The organism is Flavobacterium sp. (assembly GCF_027533505.1).
Lineage (GTDB): Bacteria > Bacteroidota > Bacteroidia > Flavobacteriales > Flavobacteriaceae > Flavobacterium.
Genome location: NZ_JAPZUB010000055.1, coordinates 1 through 23,594, shown reverse-complemented (window position 1 = coordinate 23,594; position 23,594 = coordinate 1). Strand labels below are relative to the sequence as shown.

Below are 23,594 nucleotides of genomic sequence, written 5' to 3'. Positions count from 1 at the left end.
AAATCCAACACCATGCCTAAAGGATTTTTTAATGTCCCCAAAGCGGTTAACGAACCCGTAAAAGCATACACCCCCAATTCCCCTGAAAAAGCAGCTGTGCTCGCCGCCTACCAAAAAATGTGGAACGAAACGATTGATGTGCCTATGTACATTGGCAGTCAAGAAGTACGCACCGGAAATACGCGAACCCTATCGGCACCGCACGATCATCAACATATAGTGGGTACCTATCATTTGGGCGAAGCTACGCATGTGACTCAGGCGATTGACGCTGCTTTGGAAGCGCGAAAAAAATGGGCTACCATGCCTTGGGAGCATCGTGCGGCTATCTTTTTAAAAGCAGCTGAGTTGATTGCTGGTCCCTACCGTGCTCGCATCAATGCAGCCACGATGATTGCGCAATCCAAAACGATATTTCAAGCAGAAATAGATGCTGCGTGTGAGTTAATTGACTTCTTGCGCTATAATGTGGAGTTTATGACGCAAATCTACAGCGACCAACCTACTTCGGTATCCAATATTTGGAACCGTGTAGAATACCGTCCGCTCGAGGGATTTGTGTATGCCATTACGCCGTTTAACTTTACAGCTATCGCAGCCAATCTTCCTGCCAGCGCTGCCTTAATGGGGAATACCGTAGTTTGGAAACCGAGCGACAGTCAGGTGTTTTCGGCCAAAGTAATTATTGATGTATTCCAGGAAGCAGGTGTCCCTGATGGGGTAATTAACGTGATTTTTGGTGATCCCGTAATGATTACCGATATTGTTTTGAAACACCCAGATTTTGCAGGTGTACATTATACGGGCTCAACCTTTGTCTTTAAAGAAATTTGGAAGAAAATTGGCGAAAATATCCATACCTACAAAACCTATCCCCGTATTGTTGGGGAAACGGGCGGTAAAGACTTTGTTTTAGCCCATCCTTCAGCCGATGTGAAACAAGTGGTGGCCAACACCATTCGCGGGGCTTTTGAATTTCAAGGACAAAAATGTAGTGCGGCTTCTCGAGCATATTTCCCAAAATCCTTGTGGCCAGCGATTAAAGAAGAAATGGGAAAAGAATTGGCTTCTATAAAAATGGGATCGCCTGAAGATTTTTCCAACTTTGTGACGGCGGTCATTCATGAAGGGTCGTTTGACAAACTGGTATCCTATATCGAACAAGCCAAACAAGATGCGGATGCGGAAATCTTATTTGGAGGAAACTACGACAAATCCGTGGGCTATTTTATTCAACCTACGGTGATTTTGACGACCAATCCCAAATACAAAACGATGGAAACCGAGTTGTTTGGACCCGTACTAACGGTGTATATTTATGAAAACGCCGATTGGAAAGACACCTTAACACTCATCGATCAAACATCAGAATATGCATTGACAGGGGCTATCTTTAGCCAAGATCGTTACGCCATTGTAGAAGCGACACAAGCTTTAGAAAATAGTGCCGGGAACTTCTACATCAACGACAAACCTACCGGTGCCGTTGTGGGGATGCAACCGTTTGGTGGCGCGAGAGCTTCAGGTACGAATGATAAAGCGGGATCGATGCAAAACTTGTTGCGTTGGGTTTCACCACGCACCATCAAAGAAACCTTTGTAACGCCAGCCAACTATCGTTATCCCTTTTTGGGCGAATAGTTTTTAACGTTCCTCGTATACAAATCCGATTCTACCTAAGAATCGGATTTTTTTATTCGCTTGATTCTGAATTTTTTGTACATTCGAGCATCAAAATCCTAACACATGAATCAAATAGTACGCATTTTCGTTTTGGGCTTATGGGGAATGACGCTGCATGCGCAAGACGCTGCTTATGATCTGTTGAAATCCGACTCCCAAACCCATGTGCTTATCGATCGGGTATGGTGTAGTTCCAAAATCAACAAACAAACTCCCAGCCTACTCGATGCCTCTCTTTTTAGACAAATTTACAGTGAAATGCAACGGGCTGATTTTGACCAGCGCTTGCCCGATCTTTCGGTATGGGAAACTCCAAAAGCGATGGGAATCGCACAACATGAAATTCCGCTTGCTGTTTTGGTAACCGATTTTGAATCTATTCCTCAAAGCCAGTTGGCCAGTTTGCAAAAAAACAATCTCGGGCAATGGTTAGCAAAAGGGAATTCCCAGTATTTACAACAACACCATTTTGCGGGTGTGGCCCCCATTATAGGCACGTCTCGCACCAATACAGTGACATTTACGCTTCCTGAAAATTTGGTATTTAGTACGGCCAAAACGCTCGCTTCCTTATCGCTTACTTTTGAAAACGGCACTGCTTTTTCCCTTCAAAAAGGACAAAAACTGCCGATTACCTTTCCCCGTAGCGGACAACACACGGTGGACGTTCAACTTCATTTTACCGACGGAAGTCAATCCCAAAGTCGTTTTTCCCTTATTACCGAAGGGCAAGTGTACGGAAAAAACAATGGTTTTACCGTAGTCCCCAACGTAGTCAATACCCTGAATTCGACACTTACCTACCAAGGTTTTGGCGAATCCGCTCCATTTGCCGGTCGTGGTGAATATGAACTTTTTTTGGATACCACCAATGGCGTTTTGGACAAACCGATCATTCTTGTAGATGGCTTTGACCCTGGTGACTCCCGAAATACCGCCGCTATTTACAATCAATTGACGTATGGAGTGGGACAAAATATGGCCGATGATTTACGCGCTCTAGGGTTTGATGTCATTGTACTCAACTTCCCTAATTATGTTCGTCCAAATAGCACAACAACCGTCGATGGCGGTGTGGACTTTATCCAGCGAAATGCGTTTGTGTTGGTCGAACTCTTGCAGCAAATCAATGCGCAGAAAGTTGGAAACGAGCAAAATGTAGTCATCGGACCTAGTATGGGGGGCCTCATTTCACGTTATGCGCTGCGGTACATGGAAATGAATAGTTTACATCACGATACCCGTTTGTACATTTCGTTTGATTCGCCGCATTTAGGAGCCAATGTGCCCATCGGTTTTCAACATTTGTTCAACTATATGGCCTTTGGGCCTTTGGGCGATACCTCTATGCAGGCCATTGTCAATGGGATGTTGAAAAGTCCCGCCGCTCGACAAATGCTGATTGACCATTTGGAAGGGCACTTGCAAGCGGGTAGTGCTTTTGAGTTTATGACCGCCACCAACGCTTTATTGCCGACAGGGGCGCCCAACTATCGGGATGCCTTTCAAAACGAACTTAATACAATGGGATTCCCCACTACGGTGCGCAATGTCGCAATTGCCAACGGAGCGGGTAATGGTACGATGACGGGCACCCCCGACATGGTCGTTATGGACCATACGTTTAATCAAAGTAGCTCCCAACGGGCCATTATCAACTTACGCTTTACGCCGGCGGCAGGTCAAACCAACCAGGTGAGCCGTTTTCGTGGGCAAACCTTTATCTTGTTTGGATGGGTCACCCTATTAGAAAGCTTAGCCAACTGCCGCTACCCCGCCACCACTGCGGGCTTGGATTCAGCTCCAGGGGGGCGTTTTGACATGTCGGGGTTAGCTACAGGAGCTCCGGGCAACACCCTAATTACGGAGTTTATGGATAATTTGGAGATTCAATTTTTTGATTTTATTCCCACGTTGAGCGCCTTGGCCGTGAGCAATCCCAATTGGTATAGTTCGATTACAACCAACTCGGTTACCCCTTTTGTCAATTACCATGTGCCTACGGTGAATGAAAATCACGTCACCTTAACGACGACCAACCAACTTTTTGCCTACAACGAAATTGTACAAGGGCAGTTGGGATTGAACCCATTAGCTATCGAACAACTGCAAGTAAAAAAACCTATGGGGAGTCAATTGGAACTCTATGCTCCCAATGAAGTGACGGCGTCGACATTACAGCTTACCGACATGACGGGGAAAATCATTTGGACTTCAAGTTTACCCTCTTTTACGGGATTGGTAACCGTTCCGATGGACCTTTCAGTAGGTGCTTACCTGTTGACGTTGTCGAATGAATCGGGAAAAAAAACATTTAAACTGATGAAATCATAAGCAAAAAGTCCCTTTACAAGAGGGACTTTTTTTTTTAGGTTTTATATTTCAAAGGAAGGTAGACTACTTTTTTGGTTTCAAAAAAGTCGTCCTCAAAATAATCTGCTAAATCATACAATACGGTACGCTGAAAAACGGCCAATTCCTCGGTTAAATCTCCGCCTTTTAAATAAAGAATACCGTTATCGAGCGGGTGTTTGGAATGTTTTTTTACTTTGCCTCGCACCCATTTTACAAAATCGGGCATGTTGGTGACCGCCCGGCTCACAATAAAATCAAATTCTTCTTGTACGTTCTCCGCACGCATTTGAGCTGCTTTGACATTGGTCAACCCCAAAGCAGTGGCCACTTCTTGTACCACTTTTATTTTTTTTCCAATAACATCAATTAAATAAAATTGGGTTTCAGGAAAAAGTATGGCCAACGGGATACCTGGAAATCCACCTCCTGTGCCTACATCCATTACCGAAGCGCCCGGTTGAAATTCCATGACCTTGGCTATTCCAAGCGAATGCAAGACATGTCGTGTGTACAACGCGTCAATATCCTTTCGCGAAATCACGTTAATTTTTGCATTCCACTCGGTATACAGCGCTTGCAATTGCGCCAATTGATTGCGTTGATTTTCAGTAAGGTTAGGAAAATGCTTCCAAATTTCTTCCATGCATTGAATTTTGCGCAAAGTTACGTTAAATCGTGAATAAAATATGAGCAATGTCAGGTTTGAAAAAATTATATTACTTAAATTTGAGGCAATATTTAAAATTTAGAATACATGGAAGCAGGAAGTCCTATCTTCTCCAAAAATGATCAATTAAAATTCTTCAGAACGCTTAACAAGCGCGTAAACGACTACTTCAAAGACAACAACCTCAGCCGCACTGGAAACTGGAAATTGCACCTGAAAACGATAGTGATGTTTTCTATTTTTCTAGTGCCTTACTTTTTTGTATTGGCCATGGATATGCCTTTTTGGATGTACCTTTTGCTCAACATCATTACCGGTATCGGTATGGCAGGGGTGGGCATGAATGTAATGCACGATGGCAATCACGGCTCGTATTCGACCAAATCATGGGTGAACAAAATCATGGGCGGCAGTATTTATATTTTGGCGGGCAATGTCTACAACTGGCAAGTACAACACAACGTTTTACACCACACGTATACCAATATTTTAGGCCATGATGAGGACCTCGAAGCGGGACGTATTTTGCGTTTTACACGGGAGGCTAAATGGTATAAACACCACAAGTTTCAACATGTGTACTCCATCTTTTTGTATGGATTGCTTACGTTCAACTGGGCTATTACGACCGACTTTTTACAAATGAAACGCTATTTGGCACGAAAACTATCGTATGGCGATTTCAAAAGTCCAACGTTTCAATGGACTACTTTGATTATTACCAAAGTGATTTATTTCTCTATTTGGTTAGTGACTCCTATGGTGATGGGAATAACGTGGTGGAAAGTGATATTAGGTTTTGCGGTGATGCATTATACCGCGGGTCTTATTTTGAGTATTGTGTTTCAATTGGCGCACGTGGTGCATGAAACCCACAACCCGGTACCCAATGAAAATGGAGAAATCGAAAATACATGGGCCATCCACCAGTTGTATACTACCGCCAATTTTGCTCCCAAAAACTGGTTGGTCAATTACTATACAGGCGGATTAAACCACCAAATCGAGCACCACATTTTCCCTAATATTAGTCACATTCATTACGATAAAATTGCAGAAATCGTAAAACAAACGGCCAAAGAATGTAATCTCCCTTATTATGAGTTCAAAACCATGCGGGAGGCCGTGGTTTCGCATTTTAGTCACTTAAAGGAATTGGGTAAAAAACCCCAATTGGCTTAAATTTTAGGACTATCTTTGCCCGAAATCTCAAAACACAACACCACTATGAATCCGTTATCCGACCGTATCAACAGTCTGACTACCTCCCAAACCCTAGCGATGGCTGCCTTGGCACGCGAATTAAAAGCCCAAGGAAAAGACATTATCAGTTTAAGTTTGGGCGAACCCGATTTTAATACGCCTGATTTTATCAAAGAAGCGGCAAAAAAAGCAATTGATGAAAATTACAGTACCTACTCGCCTGTCGATGGGTACCTCGAACTCAAAGAGGCGATTTGCCGTAAGTTCAAACGGGATAATAATCTCGACTATACCCCAGCACAAATTGTAGTTTCTACGGGCGCTAAGCAATCGTTGTACAACATTGCCCAAGTGATGATCAATCCGGGTGACGAAGTGATTCTACCCGCACCCTACTGGGTTTCTTACGCCGAAATCATAAAAATTGCAGGCGGCATCCCGGTGGAAGTTCCCACTACTGTCGAAAGCGATTTCAAAATTACACCCGAGCAATTGGCACACGCCATCACGCCCAAAACCAAAATGATTTGGTACAGTTCGCCCTGTAACCCCAGCGGCTCTGTGTATAGCCGTGCCGAATTGACCGCATTGTCAGCCATTATACTCCAACACGACAATCTCTACGTCGTTTCGGATGAGATTTATGAACATATCAACTTCTCGGGAACGTTTTGCAGCATTGCTTCGATTCCGGGGATGTTTGACCGAACAATTACCGTCAATGGTGTGGCCAAAGCCTTTGCCATGACCGGCTGGCGTATTGGCTATATCGGTGCCCCCGAAGTGATTGCCAAGGCCTGTACCAAAATGCAAGGCCAAGTAACCAGTGGGGCCAACTCGATTGCCCAACGCGCCACCATTACCGCTGTTGATGCAGACCCTAGTGTGTTAAACGACATGGTAGCCGCCTTTCAACGCCGTCGCGATTTGGTCGTAGGTTTACTTCAGGAGATTCCGGGCATGAAAATCAACGTTCCCGAAGGCGCCTTTTATGTATTTCCCGATGTGTCTTCCTTTTTTGGAAAAACCCTACGTGGAAAATTGATTCAAAACGCCGATGATTTCTCGATGTATTTGCTTTCCGAAGCCAATGTAGCCACAGTAACGGGTGACGCTTTTGGAAACCCCAACTGCATTCGTTTCTCGTATGCCACCAGCGAAGAAATCCTCACCGAAGCCTTACACCGCATCAAAGAAGCCGTTGCATAAACCCATCGCCTCAAGGAAACTTGGGGCTTTTTTGTTTCATTTTTTGGGCGTTCCCTTTCAGGTTGGGTGTTCCCTTGCAAGTCCGTTGCCTCCGTAAACTCCAGCATCCGGGCTTTCCAGTGCACCCCCTAACGCGGCCTCTATTGAATGTTTCGCCTCCCTGATTAAAAGATACTGCATGAAAAAAAAGATTTTACTTTTAGGTTCCGGAGAACTCGGAAAAGAATTTGTTATTGCGGCCCAACGTTTGGGGCAAACCGTAATTGCGGTCGATAGCTACGAAAACGCGCCTGCCATGCCCGTGGCCCATGCGTTTGAAGTGATCAATATGCTCGACGGCGCCGCCCTTGATGCAATTGTAGCCAAACACCAACCCGATTATATCGTGCCCGAAATCGAAGCGATTCGCACCGAACGTTTTTACGACTATGAGGCGCAAGGCATCACGGTAGTCCCTTCGGCCAAAGCAGCCAATTATACCATGAATCGTAAAGCCATTCGCGACTTGGCGGCCCAAGAACTGGGACTACGAACGGCCCATTATCGTTATGCGACTTCAGCCGCCGAATTGGAGCAAGCCGTTGCCGAAGTGGGCATCCCCTGTGTGGTGAAACCCTTAATGAGCTCGTCGGGCAAAGGCCAATCGACGATAAAAACTACCGAAGATATTGCCAAAGCCTGGGCTTATGCGGTTGAAGGTTCACGGGGTGATGTGGTTGAAGTCATCGTGGAAGCTTTTGTGAATTTCCATTCGGAAATTACGTTATTGACCGTTACGCAAAACAATAATCCAACCCTATTTTGTGCCCCGATTGGTCACCGTCAAGAACGCGGCGATTACCAAGAGAGTTGGCAACCGGCACGCGTTTCGGAACGCGACTTGTCCGAAGCCCAAGACATGGCACGAAAAGTTACCGAAGCCTTGGGCGGAGCGGGATTGTTTGGTGTGGAGTTTTTTTTAACCGACGAAGGCGTGTACTTCTCTGAACTCTCGCCTCGTCCGCATGATACGGGTATGGTGACCTTGGCGGGCACGCAAAACTTCAACGAATTTGAATTGCATTTGCGTGCGGTGTTGGGTTTGCCCATTTTTGAAATCACCCAAGAAAAAGCGGGTGCCAGTGCGGTAGTTTTAGCGACAGCAAACTCCGAAAACCCTACTTATACCGGTATTGAAACTGTGGCGGGCTTACCGAAAACCGATTTTCGTATCTTTGGGAAACCAACCTCACGGCCTTACCGTCGAATGGGCGTGGTATTGACCCACGATACGTTAGATACGCCTATTGAGGAACTCGTTGAACGGGCACAAAAAACCGCACAACACATCACTGTAAACCCGTAAGTCATGAAAAAAATAGGAATTACCCTTTGCTTGTTTATTTTTTCCCTCGCCACACAAGCCCAAGAAACCAAAGTGCAACCCAAAACACAAGTGGTTGACGTTTCCTGTGGCCAGTGCCAGTTTGGAATGAACGCCAAAAAAGGCTGTGATTTGGCCGTACGCATCGACGGGAAATCCTATTTTGTAGACGGAACGAAACTAGACGATCATGGCGATGCCCATGCGGAGGACGGCTTTTGTTCGGCTGTTCGTCAAGCGGAAGTGATTGGTGAAATTCGAAACAACCGGTTTGTGGTGACCTATTTTAAATTACTTCCGTTGAAAAAGTAATTTATTTTTGGTGAGCGATTTCGTACTCTTCCATTAACGTCAAGCCATATTTACGAAGCGTGTCAATCACTACGATAGCGCGTAAGCCTCGATCAGTAATGGTATATTCTACACGCGGTGGCACTTCAGGAAAAACTTCTTTGGTTATAAAACCGTCGGCGACCAACTCTTTTAATGCTTTTGACAACATGCGATCGGAGGCATGGGAGAGGCTTTTTTGCAATTCACTAAACCGCCATTTTTTATCTTTTAACCGCCATAGAATAGGCATTTTATAAGTCCCCCCTATTTTCCCCATCGCAAACTCAACGGGATTGTGGTACAAGTGATTGTCCTTTACAAAATCAGGCATACTTACATTTTTGTTAGTTACTTACAAAGATACGCAAGTATTGGTTTCATTGCATAAGGCATTTATTTTTGACCTATCATTTAAAATCAAAAGCAATGCAAACATTACACGAAATCAATCAGTACGTTCATTTTCATGGCGCTCCAACAAAAGGTAAAATTTTAATGGTCGCCAGTTCGCCCAGTACAAGTCAACAAACGGGTTGGCCCATTGGGTTTTGGGCCTCCGAATTAACACATCCGTTACGAGTATTTCAAGAAGCGGGTTATGAAGTAGAACTAGTTTCCACTGAAGGCGGTGATTTAATGATGGATGGGTATTCAAATCCTACTGATGCCAGCGGCTATTCGGCGCACGACATTATTACTTTGGGGTATATGCAAAAACCTGAGTTTAATGCAATGTTGAAAGACACCAAAAAATTAACTGAAGTTGAGGCTAAAAATTATGATGCTATCTTCTTAGTGGGTGGACAAGGACCTATGTACACTTACAAAGGTAATGCAGCGTTGCAAAAGCTTTTTGTTGCCTTTTACGAAAGTGGCAAACCCAGTGCGGCGGTTTGTCATTCGACGACATTATTGTTAGAAATCAAAAAATCTAATGGTGAACTATTGGTAAAAGGAAAAACGTGGACGGGTTTTGCCGATGCCGAAGAGGACTTTGCCGATCAAGCGGTGGGCATGAAGATTCAACCGTATCGCATTGAAACCGAGGCTCGAAAAATAGCGAATACTACCTTTAAAGTAGCAGCACCCTTTCGTTCGTATGCCGTTGCCGATGGAAATTTAATTACGGGACAGCAGCAAAATTCGGGTGCCGCTGTGGCCGAATTGGTCGTTGCCATGTTCCACCAATAATTCTTGGTTTTGCAATGATTGCCTCAACCGATAGCGGTGTTTTCACCATGACAGCAGTTATATAGCGGTATGGAATGTATAGTAAAGAACGTAAAATGACGCAACAAAGTCCCCTTAACTGGGGAAATGAGACTATTAAAAGAATGATAAAATGAAAACAACCTTCTCCTTTTTGTTGTAACATTAAGGCTAAAATAAAAGAGATGCGGAGCATTACGTCACACGAATATCGATTTGAATTTTTACTAGCTGCTTTGGTCTTGTTGCTCTTTAACAAAGCCTTTTTTGCCGAAGAGTTATTTTTTACCCAATACATTTGGCCTTTAAACATGATTGTTTTGGGAATTGCTTCGGTTGGTATTTTTCGAGAGCAGAATCGTCTCATCAAATTGTGTAAAAACATTTTATTCTTGAGCAGTTTATTGATCCCGCTCACTTTTGACTACATTTTACAATTTGATTGGTTGACAAAGATTTCTTTTGTGGTTTATATTGTCTATTATTTTCTTTTATTCTTGGAGGTATTGCGGCAAATTTTTCAACGAAAAGAAACGAATTTAAGCGTGATATTGGGTTCGATTTCTGGTTACCTATTGCTCATTGTGATTGCTCAATTCACTTTTTTGCTGATTGAATTCAACTGTCCGGGTTCTTTTAAAGGAATTACCCATGAAAACATTCCGAGCCTCTATTATCAATTGTCGTATTACAGTATGGTCAACATCACTACGGTTGGGTATGGCGATATTACCGCTACCACGATTACGGCTCGATTAGCGTCAATGTTTTTTACCATACTAGGTCAATTTTACATGGTGGCTTTGGTGGGTATTATCATTTCTCGTTTTACACACAAAACTAATAATCAATAAAAAATGACACTTGCCTTTATAGGGATAGGCAACGTAGGCTTTGCCCTTGCCCATCAATTACAACAAAAAGGACACGCCATTGTTGTGGCCACTAACGACGCACAGTCAGAAACAGTCCAAAAGGCGTTGGCACACAACGTAAATTTTTCACTTAACAGCGTACAAGAAGCCATTGATGAAGCGGATGTCGTTTTTCTAGCCACACCCTTCCAAGCCAATGAAGCCTTACTCAAAGGGCTTTCGTTTACTGGAAAAACGTTGATTGACTGCACCAATCCTGTGGGGCCAGGGATTTCACACGGGCTCAACAGTATCATTTCGGGCAGTGAAAAAGTGCAAGAATGGGCTCCCGATGCTAAAGTGGTCAAAGCGTTTACCATTTATGGTTTTGAAAATTTTGCCAATAGTCATTACCCAAACTACACATTACAACCGGCCATGCTTATCGCGGGAAATGATACTTCGGCAAAAGCACAAACGGCAGGGTTAATTAGCGACCTCGGATTTGAACCAGTGGACATGGGTGGCTTGGATCAAGCGCTCCACTTGGAACACATGACGTTGCTTTGGGTCAAACGCGTTCGGCGCGATGGGCATTCGCCTCATTTTGTATGGGGGTACATGCAACGGGATGAATCCCATTGAGATAATGTGTACCTTTGCAACAACAAACGGACACGATTTGCAACCATTACTTTCGCATATCGCACAACATGTTCGCCTCTCTCCCGAAGAGGCGGCTTTGTTTATGGCACATACCGAAACTCGACGGTACAAAGCCAAATCGGTATTGCAACAAGCGGGCACGGTGTGTACGGAAACCTATTTTATCACATCGGGTTTGGTGCGGAGTTTTTATGTGAACGACAACATTGTAGAGCATATTCTTCATTTTGCTTGCGAGGGTTGGTGGATTAGCGATATGTACAGTTTGTTTTCGGGAAAGCCGGGCGATTTGTTTATCGAAACCTTGGAGGACACGGAAGTCATTGTACTGTCGAAGGCCCAACAAGAACTTCTTTATCAAAAATTACCTCCGCTGGAACGTTATTTCCGTATTCTGGCCGAGAATTCTTTGGTATCGCATCAAGAGCGTTTGCGTGACAACATGAGTCGCAGTGCCGAAGAGCGGTTTGAAAAATTTTGCAAGCGCTACCCTGCCCTGATCCAACGGGTACCGCAAAAGCAGATTGCCTCCTACATTGGCGTTACGCCTGAGTTTTTTAGCAAGATGAAGGGAAAGATGTTGCGGAAGTGATGCTCTTTTTATTCTTTACCCCCCTTTTGTACTTCTTTTTAACTAGTTATATTTGTGGTATATTCGTGCTGTATCAGTGCTATATCAGTGCTATATCTATGTTTAAGCCAACTAAAATATGTATTGTATGGGAAAGTTACGCGGTATTCTTCAATTGACAGGGCAACTTGACGGTTTGTCTTTTTACTTAATGAACGGCAAAATTATCGTTCGGAAAACAGGAGGATTTGACGGTAAAAAAATCAAGCAGGACGCCAACTATGTGCGTGTGCGCGAGAACGGCAGTGAATTTGGGCATTGTGCTGCCGCGGGGCGTTATTTTAGAAGGAGTCTCCATCCTTATTTGACGACTCTTAAAATTCGGTATGTTCACAATCGGGTGTTGTGTTTATTTCAGGCAATTAGTCGGTTGGACTTGGTGCATGAACGAGGGCAACGCCGTGTATTTCAGGGGTTGCAATCGGTAGAAGCCAAGCAAATTATTGCGGGTTTTGAATTTGACAAAGACTGTGCCTTCCGTACTATTTTTCCGTTTACCCCTTCAATACATTTGGACGAGGGTAGGCTCACTATTCCCAATTTTGAAGCATCGCAATTACAAAAAGTTCCTGGCGCGACCCATATTCAGTTGCGTTTTATACTGATTGGTTTGGATTTTGAACATCAACGTCCTTTTGAGCAACAGTGCAGTGCACTAGTTACAGTTTCCTTGGCCACCAACACCTCTGCATCGGATTTGGTTTTACAAGCGAATGTCCCCAGCGCTCCTTTTGTGTTTGGACTGTTGCATGTAGCCTATGTTCAACGCCTTGGAAATATGGATTATACGTTTCAAACGGGCGGATTGAAAGTGGTGGGGTATGGTACGTACGATTATCCAATACTAAACCTGTAGTTTGATGGACTATGGTACACGGGTGGAGGCGCTGTTATTGTTGTGAAAAACTACTAAAAATTAGTAATTTCACTTGGGAGTGTCGTTATTTCTCGTTCTAACACCTATTTAAAATTAGTCCTTTTTTTCTGTTTTTAAACTGTACTTTTTTTGGGGAGCTTACAACAATCGACTCTAAATCGTTTAAAAAGAACAGAAAATATTATTTGAAAAAAAATCTATTTTTTTTGTTTTTTTTAACAAAAATCATAAATTTACAATTGTATAACCCAATTAAGAAAGTTATGAATGTAAGTGTTTCAAAAGTTTTTTTTATTTTATTTTTTAATCCCTTTCTCTTTAAACTTTTTTCTCAGTTAAATTTTACGGATACAGCCAAGTTACATTTATTGAGTGAAAAAAATGTTTTTATTAATGAATTTGCTAATTCACTAAATGAAGAATTATTTACTAGTTCAGAATTAATGAATTTTAATCAAAAATTCTCTCTAAGCAAAGACTTATTTTTAAAAAACAGAAGGGTTTTTTCAAATCAAGGGACCATCTACCTAGTTTTTAAAACTATAAATGGTGAAAAAGCAAAACTCCTTGAGTTATATAGACGTGGAGTTGATTTTGTGATTTCAACTAATGAAATTTCTTCAAGTTTTTCAGAAAAAAAAATTTTATTAAATAACTCTGATTTAGGATTAGTAGTTAATTCTGATTTTTTGTTTTCAAATTTATCTAAATCACAGAAAGGGAAATTGGTATTAAATGATGAATTAAATAATTGTAACATCTATGAAGTTTTGTTTTTTGATCGACTTATTTCTTCCAATGAAAAAGAGATTTTAGACTCTTATTTTTCAATAAAGTATGGGATTTCGCTAAATGAGAATTCTAATTATTATGATGGATTACATAACTTGATTTGGGATTCTAAAAACAATTCTACGTTCAATAATCGTGTTACAGGTTTTGGAATAGACTACAAAACAAAACTGTATCGTAATACATCAATGAATTCTGATTTAAAAAATTCAATTATTGTTAAAACTAACGAATTACAGTTTGAGAATGAGAATCCATTAAGTCAAGAATTTTATTTAATGTGGGGGGATAATAATGGGGAGTTAAATTTCAAAATTCAACATGGATTTGAGTTATTTGATAGACATTGGAAGATAATCAATGAAAAATTAAAGGATGATGTTACAATTTATGTTTCTCCTGAATTATTTTTCGGAATACAGAAAACAGATGCTCTCAAACTTAAAGACATTCAATTGTTAATTTATGAACAAGAAGGTGATCTTGACTTAAAAAAAGTAAAAACAGTTCATGGCAAACTTACTGAGACAGGTTTACTAGAGTTTAAGCTGTTAGATTTGAAGAAGATAAGTTATTTTACTTTTACAAAATCTAATGTAAATAGTTATGAAGATGAAGCATTTATTTTAGGTGAGAAAAATGAAATTAAACTTTTCCCAAATCCAATTACATCAGATCAAAGTTTTAATATTCAATTTGATTTAGATATAGAAAGAGATCTAAGTGTAAATTATTATGATGTTTCTGGTAAATTGATTAAACAATATTTTCTTAAAAGTGTTAAATTTCTTAACCATATCGACACAATTAATACATCGGGTATTTTTTTAATTAGAATAGAAGGACAAGGATTGAAAAAAGAATTTAAGCTAGTGATTCGATAATTTATAACTACAATTTTTTATACCATGAAGAATTTTAATTTGAGTTTAAACAAACAAAAGAAGTTAAAAATACAAACATATATAGCACTATTTGCGATGATGTTCGAGACATTAGTCTCTCCTTGTCAAGCTATGATATATGATGTTTATATTAAAGAGAAATGTAAAGTCCCCACTATAATTTCAGGTGATGATTTCAGAGGCCCTCTAATCTCTGAAAATGATTCCAATTTAAGTTTGAGAACAATTAATGTCTCAAAAAAATCTACTTCTTCAACAAATGATTTTAGCACATCAGATAATCATATTGCTTCTATAGGTTTTGTAAATCTTAATAAGGATAAAGATAATCCTAATGATAATTTTTTTATTGTCAAAAATTTAAAGAATATCGACAAACAGAAAAGATATTTTATTGAATATGAAATTAATGGGGTCGGTCATGCATCTTCTGTGATGAGAAGTGTTAATAATCATTATTGTTATGGTGGCTATTTTATCAACAAAAGCAATTCAGGCTGGATGTTAAAGATTGAAGAAATTGACCCAGAATGGTTAGAAAAAGATGTAAATGTCATATTCTTTAACAGTGTTTCAGGGGCAAATTTTAAATATCAGGTTAGGAATCTAAAAATTGTTGAGGGTGATAGATATAAAGATAACTCTAAATTGATTCTGTCTGAGGTGTTTTGTAGCATAAAAAGCAAGAAAATTTATATAAGAGGTTTCGTTAAAGGAGGGGGAATCGGAGATTCTTTAGAGGTAAATAATCAGAAAATTCAATGTAATGATGGAGAATTTGAAGCCATACTAGAACCTAGTGAGGTAAAAAGTGATTTGTTAATGATAAAGTTGTTACGTAATAATCAAATTATTGAAAACAAAACAGTTAAAGTTAATGAATTATATTTTGAATTAGAGAATAACTCTGAACCAACTAAATTATCAATTGATAAAAAATTGAATTACTGTGAAGATTTTGTTTATGAAAATAAAGGATTTAAATTAAAGTTTGAAGGTGATGATGTATCACATTCTAATTTGATTTCAATTAAGGAATTAAGAAGTTCTGACATGCCATTATTGCCCGAGGGAATAATTAATGTTACAAAAGGATCAATAGGATACAGGGTATCATTTAATAAAAAACAAAAAATAACTGGTGAAATTTCGATTCCCTATGATTTAGATTTACTTCCCAAAAATTTTAATGAAGAAAATATAAAAACACTAGTTTACAATAAAACAGCTCGCAGATGGGAAGTGTTGAAAAAAAAGTTTTTGAATAAGGATGAAAAAGTAGTAGTTTCTGAAGCAGCAGGTGGTGAAGATTACATAAATGGAATAATTAAAGCTCCAGAAAGTCCTGAAACAGCTGGATTTGCTCCTAATACAATGAACGATATTAAAGCAGCCTCGCCGGCAGCAGAAATGTCAATTATTCAACCACCAAGCGCCAGTAATTCAGGAGCAGCTAGTATTTCTTTCCCTATAAAAATTCCGGCTGGAAGAAATGGGATCCAACCTAGTTTGAACATACATTATTCTAATGAAGGTGGAAATGGTTGGTTGGGTTTGGGTTGGAACATTTCCAATCCAATGATAACTATAGATTCAAAATGGGGGGCGGCAAAATTTGATTCTCAGTTTGAAACGGAGATGTATTTGTTAAATGGTGAACAATTGATGCATCCTAAACTTCCAAATGGTCAAGATTGGATGCCCAATAGGCATTTCTCAACCAATGGTCAATTGTTCTCTACACAAGATATTCCAAGATACATAGGCAATGTTAAATTTAGTTTAAGAAAAGGGAGTGATTTTTCAATTATAGAAAGAATTGGAAATTCTACTTCCGACTATTACTGGAAAGTAACAGGGACCGATGGAAAGATTTTCTATTATGGAGGGTATAACGGTGTTGTATCAAACGCTGTTATATATGATGTAGCAGGGAATATCACATCATGGGCTCTACATAGAGTTGAAGATTTGAATGGTAATTATATGACATATGAATATAAAAACCGAATATTAAATTTTCCACCTTTTGTTGGAACAAACTTAGAAGGAGCAAACCAGTTTGAAATACAATCTATTAATTACACAGGCCATAACTCTATCGATTTTTTTTATAAGATAATCTTTTTGGATGAAGACGATTTAAATCCAGGAAATAATTGGCGAGAAGATATATTAATCAATGCAAGAAATGGAGTTAAACTTGCAGACCCTTATCGTTTAAAATTAATTCGTATAATTGATGCAAGAGATAATCAAAATGTTATTAGAGAGTATCAATTTAATTATATCTATGGTAAATTTTCTAAATCTTTATTAAACAACATCCAGGAATATGGTCAATACTCTTTGGATACTAGTCAGAATAATCCAAGAGAGTTGTTTTATCAGCATGATTTTGAATATTATGATGATATGTTGGAACGAAAAGATTTATTTGAAACTTCCGTACCAATAAACATCCCATCTTTTCAATCCGATTTTGCCTTAAATTATGGCAATTTGTTAAATGCTTCTCGATTAAATTCATCGGAAACCTCAGAAATTTCTTTTGATTTGAAAGCATTTTTTGGTGGAGAATTATTTTATCCCACAAAAAATGATTTTCGGAATATAGTTCTTGGTTTGCAATTAGGTTATTCGAATATAAAAAGTTCTGGAAAAATAACTCTTGCAGATATGGATGGAAATGGACTGGATGATATTTTGTTCAAAAAAACGGATCATAACCTTTATTATTACCCCCACTATTATGATCCAGTTAATAACACTCATACCTTTGGTCCCAACTATTTAAAGGTTGTAAACATTAATAATTTTAATAAATCATCGGGTAATACTTGGAATTTACCAACAATTGATTTATCTGTTTTTGGCTTTTATCTTAATTTTAAAAAAACCAAAACAAAGCAGAAAACCAATATTTTTATTACTGACGGCAATGGGGATGGATTGCCAGATATCGTTAACAATGAAGTAGTTTACTTTAATAAAGGCTTAGATTTAAGTACGGGTACAAATGCTTTTGTCACGGGTAGTGAGGAAACTCCAAATTTGGTGATAACGGCATCGCCAAGTACTATAAATCCCGATGATGAACCTCAAATGGATGATAGTGATTTGGCCAATTTAAATTCAGATTATGATGTGGTTAGAGTTTGGAAAGCGCCTTTCAAAGGAGAAGTTGTAATTGACGATATTGTACAATTATTTGGGCCAATAAATTCTGAAACTAGTTGTCAATACAGCATTGAATATAAGCATCCGAAAACTCAAGTGCCAATTCGTCTCTATTTCAAGCAGTTTAATCAATCAACTCAATCCGATGTAATTCATTTAGAAGGTTGTTCAAATTTGTATCCACTTGGTTATCAGGATAATTTTTTGTATGTAGAAAAAGGAACAAAAATCTATTTTAGACTTCATAAAAATAAAGGAGGTTATAATAATGAACTTAAAACTAATCCCAAGATAACTTATGAGTATATTGAACATTTAACCGATAATTGTACATTAACAGGTGTAGACAATATACCGCTAGTGGATCAAAATGGGTTGTCCAATTATGTGTATGACTATGGTAGTGATTTTAAACTTTCATCAGGAGAAGAAATTGTTATCCCTGGAAATGGTAACGTCACAATAAATTGGGATAACATTGCTATTAATAACTTATCCGATGATGTAAACTTTAAAATTGTTAAAGAAATAAGAAACAGCACTGGATTAATCAGTACCACAGATGTGTTAAATGTGAATTACCTTGCATTATCTAATTCTTCTTTAAACCTTTCAACATCTTTATTATCGGGTGGTTATGGCCAAATTGGTAATTTGAATACTGATGAGTCAGTAGTATATAAGTTTATTGCATATTCAGATTCTAATGTGAATTGGGCATCAATTGATTGGAAACCAGTACTTGAATATACTCCTTCGACACAAGCGACAAATAATGGAATTAATGGTTTTGTTAAACATGTTTCTCCATACTTTTCTATCTATGATGTAAATGATGTATCTGATTTTTTCTTGAAAGTTAATACATTATTCAATGGAGTAGTTTGTTCAAATCCTCAAATAATTAATTTAAATTCAATAAGTTATTCTGTATTGCCCAATGTTAATGTGTTAAGCAGTTTACCATCTTTGGGTTCAAACGACTTTGGAGTGTTTAATTTTGTGGTAAAAAAGAATGGGAAAATTATTGGTAAGCGCAAAGTTGGTATAAATGCAGGAGTAATAGTTTTAGATAATGCTACTCCTATAGTTTTTCATCAAGGTTTAGTAGATGTGAATAATCCCCCTCGAATTACATGTGAGTATTATCTTAGTAAAAAAGATGGTCCAAATAATCTAACTGTTTTTCAAAAATTTACTCATGATGTAGTTAATAATGTAATTGTCGGAAATTCAGATGAGTGGTCAAATTATTCAACGGCTGATTTAAACCATTTTCATAGATTCAGAGTATATTCAAACACAGATTACTATGGGCATTTAGGAAGTATGAATCATAATTGGGGTCAATTTTTATATAATGACTCTGCCGATTCAAGTAATAATCCTCAAGATAATTATAGTAAATTAATTAATGATGATATCGTAGATGATCCATTTTCAAGTTTGACAGGATCTACAGGTACTGTTTTTGGATTTGACACAAGCCAATGTAATCAACCAGGAATGACTAATCAAGAGATTAACGATTGTTATCAAAATGGGATTATGAGTAGCTTGGGTATTCCCTCACAGGGAAGCTCTATAAATCAAAGTAATATCACTTCTGTTGTAAATACTATTCTAGCTAACCAAAATTTAAATACAAGCGGTTTATTAAATGCACTTGCATTAGTTCCAATGAGTGCCAATAGAAGCATTCAAAATCAGCAGTTAAATGAAAAGTGGATAGGATTTTATGATTCACAATTTACAAGTCAGAGATCAATGCGCGATGGAGATTTAGCAGAAAGCACTTTAGGTTCTGTTTTTGTTGATCCAACAGATGTAGACTCACCAGAATTAGCTCCAAATCAGTTTACTGGGATGTATGCAATTAATAAATTACAAAAAAGTAAAGCTTACAGTTACCAAGCAGGTTATGGACCTGTAATGTTTTCGTATAGTGATTCAAAATACAGTAATAATGATTCAGATTTTGTGGATGTAAATGGTGATAGATACCCCGATATAATTTCATCCAACAATATTCAACATACACGAATGACAGGTGGGCATAGACCTCCGGTTGCAAATACACAGTTAAATCCGATTAATGCTAATGATAGTAGGAATTTAGCTTTCTCTAGAAGAGGTACTACTCCAGTTGCTGGAAGAATGGAATTAAAGCAATCAGAAAGCGATAATGGTAGACCAAATTACTCCATGGGAACTGGTATAAACGTCAATCTTGATGGAGAAACTAAAGAAAAAGCTTTTTTTACCGATATTAATGGTGACGGTCTAGTTGATCGTATTTTTGAACATAATGGTGCCTATGTTTGCGCCTTAAATATGGGTTCAAATTTTAATTCACAACAACCAATAACATACAATTTACTTGATGTGAATACAACAAAACCCAGTACAGTTGGTGTTAATGCAAGCATTGCAATGTCTGGATTAGTCTCTGGTATGCCATTTAGTTTGTCAGGTGGATTTTCAGCGGCAGGAGGTAACACAAAAGTTGCTTTACAGGATATTAATGGGGATGCATTACCAGACTTGATTTTTTCAAATAATGTTGAAACTAAGGTTCGTTATAACTTAGGAAATAAATTTTCAAATACATTAGAAACCTTAACTTATCCGATTTCACAGTTTAACAATAATGTTAATACTTCAATAAGTTTGAGTGGGTCATTTTTTCCTTTTGTGGGACATAAACTTGTGTTTTTTATTTTGATAATTACACCTTTTTTCTTTTTCTTTTTTCCAATTTGGTATTTGAAGTATGGAGCTAAAATAGATTTAAGTGCGAATCTTACCGTTTCAGAGGCAAAAAAACAAATTCAAGATTTTAATGGAGATGGCTATCCAGATTTTGTAGAAAAAGATGGTACAAATTTAAAGGTCTATCATTCACGAATTAAAAGGACAAATATGCTTAAGAAAGTTACCAATCCATTGAAAGGTAATTTTATTTTAGATTATACGGTCCAAAAGAACGATTATAATTCACCCCATTCTAAATGGACTTTATCAAGTGTAATCGTTAATGATAACCTAAATTTAGTTAATGATGGAATTGATAGCTATATCGTAAACTATACCTATGAAAATGGGAAATATGACAGAAGAGAAAGAGAGTTTTTAGGTTTTGAACATGTGATTGAACAAAAAAATGATGTAAATGCAGGAATAAATCATACTGTTAAATCAACATATTATAACAATTCTTACTTCCTATCAGGATTACTTAAAGAACAAGTTGTATATGCCTCCAATCAAACAAATTCAATTTTATCAAAAACAACTAATTTTTATCAGATTTTCGGAAAGAATAATGATAATACTGAAATCAACTTTTCAAGCCCACAAAACAATAATTATGACGTTGGTGGAACGGAAGGAAGAAGGTCAGGTATAGTGCTTTTGAATAAAATACGGAATGAGAATCACGAACTTACAGGTTCCCCTCAAATAATATCTGAGATTCTTTTCGAATATGATACAAAAGGAAGGGTGCGAAAATACACCAATAAAGGAGATTTAGCTACTTCTGCAGATGATTATTATACAAATATAAGCTACCATTCAGTCCCTTCTCTCAACATCATTTCAATACCAAGAAGAATTTCAGTCAATGGTAATTCAGGAGCTGTTTATCGCTCACGGGTAAGCGAAATTGATCCAGCCAATGGGAATATTTTGGAGGTGAATGCCTACAATAATGGAGGAGTTGTCGCCACAACTTCCATGGAATATGATCAATTTGGAAATTTAGTTCAAATTCAAGGTCCTGAAAATTCCAATCAACAACGAATGTTCTATAAATACACCTATGATACAGCTTATCAAAAATATATTGAACAAATTGATGATGCTTTTGGATATATCTCACATTCATCCTATAATCCATATATTGATAAGGTGAATGAAACTATCGATAAAGCAGGAAATAGTATGCGTTACGATTATGATCGATTTGGGCGATTATCCGTTGTACTTGCTCCTAAAGAGATTCAGTCAGGTGCGCGGTACACAATAGCATTTGAGTACTATCCAAGATACTCGCTTTTACCAACTACGGCTACCAATGTTACGGCTACCAATTTTGTGCCCGTGGCTTTGACAAAGCATTTTGATGTGCAACATCCAAATAACGATATTGAAACATATACATTTGTTGATGGACTTGGTAGAGCTGTACAAGTAAAAAAAGATATTTGGTATGATTTTAGTCGCACTTCTTCACCCAATTTCAAAGAAGCTTTAACTGTTTCGGGGCAACAAATGTTTGATGGGTACGGAAGAACAACAAAATCATTTAAACCAACAGTAGAGGAAAAGTTAGTAGGTTCTAAGTTTTTAATCAATAATTTTAATACATCTATTGCCGAAAGTACTACGGTGTATGACTCATTTGACCGGCCTATAAAAGTTTTTGATGCCAATTCGAACATCACAGTTTTTGAATACGGAATAGATAACGATAACTTTGGTAATCTTGCCACTTATGTTTTAACTGATGTTGACCAAGATGGTTCCCAACATGTGGTTTCCAAAAGTTTTACAGATTGTAATGGCAGACAATTATCGAACAGTGTTGTAGGTCCTAATGGATTAATTTGGACAAAGTTTGATTTTGATGAAATTGGTCAATTAGTTCAATATATGGATGACGAAGGACTTGTCACCAAGTATACTTATGACAATTTTGGTAGAAAAATACAAGTTGATAACCCCGATAGAGGCACCACATTGTACAAATATGACAATGTTAATTTATTAAGTATTCAGACCTCAAATCTTATTAATTCTGGGACCTCTGTTAATTATGAATATTTCTATACCAGGTTAACCGATATAAAATTTCCAGAAAATCCAGACGGTTCCCCCAATATTGCTAATGTTCATTATGAATATGGTAATTCCGGAAATGAAACCGGTAGAGTAGTAGCGCAAATTGATGCGACAGGTTTCCAGCGTTTTGGCTATGGTAATATGGGTGAACTCACCTTTAACTTAAGAAATATTGTGGGTCCCAATATACCCATGAGACAGTTCTCTACGTTTTATACTTATGATAGTTGGAACAGACTTTTAGAATTAGATTATCCCGATGGAGAACGTCTGTTTTATAATTATGATTTAGGGGGTAACGTAACTGCTATTTTTGGGGATATTAATGGAACTCCAACAAATTATGTAAAACGAGTAGATTATGATTACTATGAACAAAAAACATACATGCAATTCGGTAACGGAACAGAAACCTATTATACATATAATAACATTGATAGAAAACTTGATAATTTAAAAGTCAAGACTTCAAATGGGAATGATTTGTACAATAATAGATACTCCTATGATTTCATAGGAAATATTAAGTCGATTCATAATACTGCTCCTTCCACAAGTAATGATATGGCAGGGTACTTTTCCCATAATTTTAAATATGATGTATTAAATCGATTGACTATTGCATCAGGTAATTTTACGGGAAGTAATAATCAACTGGCCTTAGGGAATGATGCCTCAAGCTCCTATGATTTAACAATGGACTACAATACTACCCATGGAATTACATCTAAAATTCAAAAACATGTAAAAAACGGCAGTATTGCTGGTGATAATACGTATTCAAACAACTATGAATACTATACAGGTACCCATCGTTTGAAA

At 38.2% G+C, this 23,594-nt stretch carries 15 protein-coding genes; 13 read left to right on the top strand and 2 right to left on the bottom strand.

The genetic code is table 11. The features are described from left to right. Positions 1 to 12 precede the first annotated feature (12 nt). Together pruA and O9316_RS11205 are read left to right on the top strand one after the other, a co-directional pair. Positions 13 to 1,641 (top strand): L-glutamate gamma-semialdehyde dehydrogenase, encoded by a 1,629-nt coding sequence (gene pruA, locus O9316_RS11210; protein ID WP_298204770.1) that lies wholly within the window; start codon positions 13 to 15, stop codon positions 1,639 to 1,641. Positions 1,642 to 1,746: 105 nt separating this feature from the next. Beyond that, on the top strand, positions 1,747 to 4,017 hold the full coding sequence (locus O9316_RS11205; RefSeq protein WP_298347212.1) for a T9SS type A sorting domain-containing protein: 2,271 nt from the start codon (positions 1,747 to 1,749) through the stop codon (positions 4,015 to 4,017). Positions 4,018 to 4,051: 34 nt separating this feature from the next. Here the strand turns inward: O9316_RS11205 and rsmG are convergent, their stop codons facing one another. Beyond that, the gene (rsmG, locus tag O9316_RS11200; RefSeq protein WP_298204772.1) at positions 4,052 to 4,681 is read right to left on the bottom strand and encodes a 16S rRNA (guanine(527)-N(7))-methyltransferase RsmG; all 630 of its coding nucleotides are present in this window, start codon (positions 4,679 to 4,681) and stop codon (positions 4,052 to 4,054) included. Between the two features lie 111 nt (positions 4,682 to 4,792). Here rsmG and O9316_RS11195 point away from each other — a divergent pair, with 111 nt between their 5' ends. The 4 genes from O9316_RS11195 to O9316_RS11180 all read left to right on the top strand — a co-directional run bounded on the left by O9316_RS11195 (position 4,793) and on the right by O9316_RS11180 (position 8,792). Beyond that, the gene (locus O9316_RS11195; RefSeq protein ID WP_298204773.1) at positions 4,793 to 5,887 is read left to right on the top strand and encodes an acyl-CoA desaturase; all 1,095 of its coding nucleotides are present in this window, start codon (positions 4,793 to 4,795) and stop codon (positions 5,885 to 5,887) included. Positions 5,888 to 5,932: 45 nt separating this feature from the next. Continuing rightward, complete coding sequence (locus O9316_RS11190) at positions 5,933 to 7,117, top strand: pyridoxal phosphate-dependent aminotransferase (RefSeq protein ID WP_298204774.1); 1,185 nt, start codon at positions 5,933 to 5,935, stop codon at positions 7,115 to 7,117. Positions 7,118 to 7,295: 178 nt separating this feature from the next. Further along, complete coding sequence (gene purT, locus O9316_RS11185; RefSeq protein WP_298204775.1) at positions 7,296 to 8,462, top strand: formate-dependent phosphoribosylglycinamide formyltransferase; 1,167 nt, start codon at positions 7,296 to 7,298, stop codon at positions 8,460 to 8,462. 3 nt (positions 8,463 to 8,465) lie between these two features. After that, positions 8,466 to 8,792: a DUF6370 family protein gene (locus O9316_RS11180; protein WP_298204776.1), complete on the top strand. Its 327-nt coding sequence runs from the start codon at positions 8,466 to 8,468 to the stop codon at positions 8,790 to 8,792. A gap of 1 nt (position 8,793) precedes the next feature. Here the strand turns inward: O9316_RS11180 and O9316_RS11175 are convergent, their stop codons facing one another. Next, the gene (locus O9316_RS11175) at positions 8,794 to 9,144 is read right to left on the bottom strand and encodes a helix-turn-helix domain-containing protein (protein WP_298204777.1); all 351 of its coding nucleotides are present in this window, start codon (positions 9,142 to 9,144) and stop codon (positions 8,794 to 8,796) included. Between the two features lie 95 nt (positions 9,145 to 9,239). On the opposite strand from O9316_RS11175, the gene O9316_RS11170 reads away from it, so the two are divergent. The 7 genes from O9316_RS11170 to O9316_RS11140 form a co-directional block, all read left to right on the top strand. After that, a complete protein-coding gene (locus tag O9316_RS11170; protein WP_298204778.1) occupies positions 9,240 to 10,004 on the top strand; it encodes a type 1 glutamine amidotransferase domain-containing protein in 765 nt (254 codons plus the stop codon). Positions 10,005 to 10,207: 203 nt separating this feature from the next. Then, complete coding sequence (locus tag O9316_RS11165; protein ID WP_298204779.1) at positions 10,208 to 10,876, top strand: potassium channel family protein; 669 nt, start codon at positions 10,208 to 10,210, stop codon at positions 10,874 to 10,876. A gap of 3 nt (positions 10,877 to 10,879) precedes the next feature. Continuing rightward, positions 10,880 to 11,521, top strand: coding sequence for an NADPH-dependent F420 reductase (locus O9316_RS11160; RefSeq protein WP_298204780.1), 642 nt, complete (start codon positions 10,880 to 10,882; stop codon positions 11,519 to 11,521). Positions 11,522 to 11,558: 37 nt separating this feature from the next. Then, the gene (locus O9316_RS11155) at positions 11,559 to 12,134 is read left to right on the top strand and encodes a Crp/Fnr family transcriptional regulator (protein ID WP_298347209.1); all 576 of its coding nucleotides are present in this window, start codon (positions 11,559 to 11,561) and stop codon (positions 12,132 to 12,134) included. Positions 12,135 to 12,261: 127 nt separating this feature from the next. Beyond that, the gene (locus O9316_RS11150; protein WP_298204782.1) at positions 12,262 to 13,029 is read left to right on the top strand and encodes a hypothetical protein; all 768 of its coding nucleotides are present in this window, start codon (positions 12,262 to 12,264) and stop codon (positions 13,027 to 13,029) included. A gap of 284 nt (positions 13,030 to 13,313) precedes the next feature. After that, positions 13,314 to 14,726 (top strand): T9SS type A sorting domain-containing protein, encoded by a 1,413-nt coding sequence (locus tag O9316_RS11145; protein WP_298204783.1) that lies wholly within the window; start codon positions 13,314 to 13,316, stop codon positions 14,724 to 14,726. Between the two features lie 24 nt (positions 14,727 to 14,750). Then, positions 14,751 to 23,594: SpvB/TcaC N-terminal domain-containing protein (locus tag O9316_RS11140; RefSeq protein WP_298347207.1), on the top strand; the 8,844-nt coding region annotated here is incomplete at its 3' end.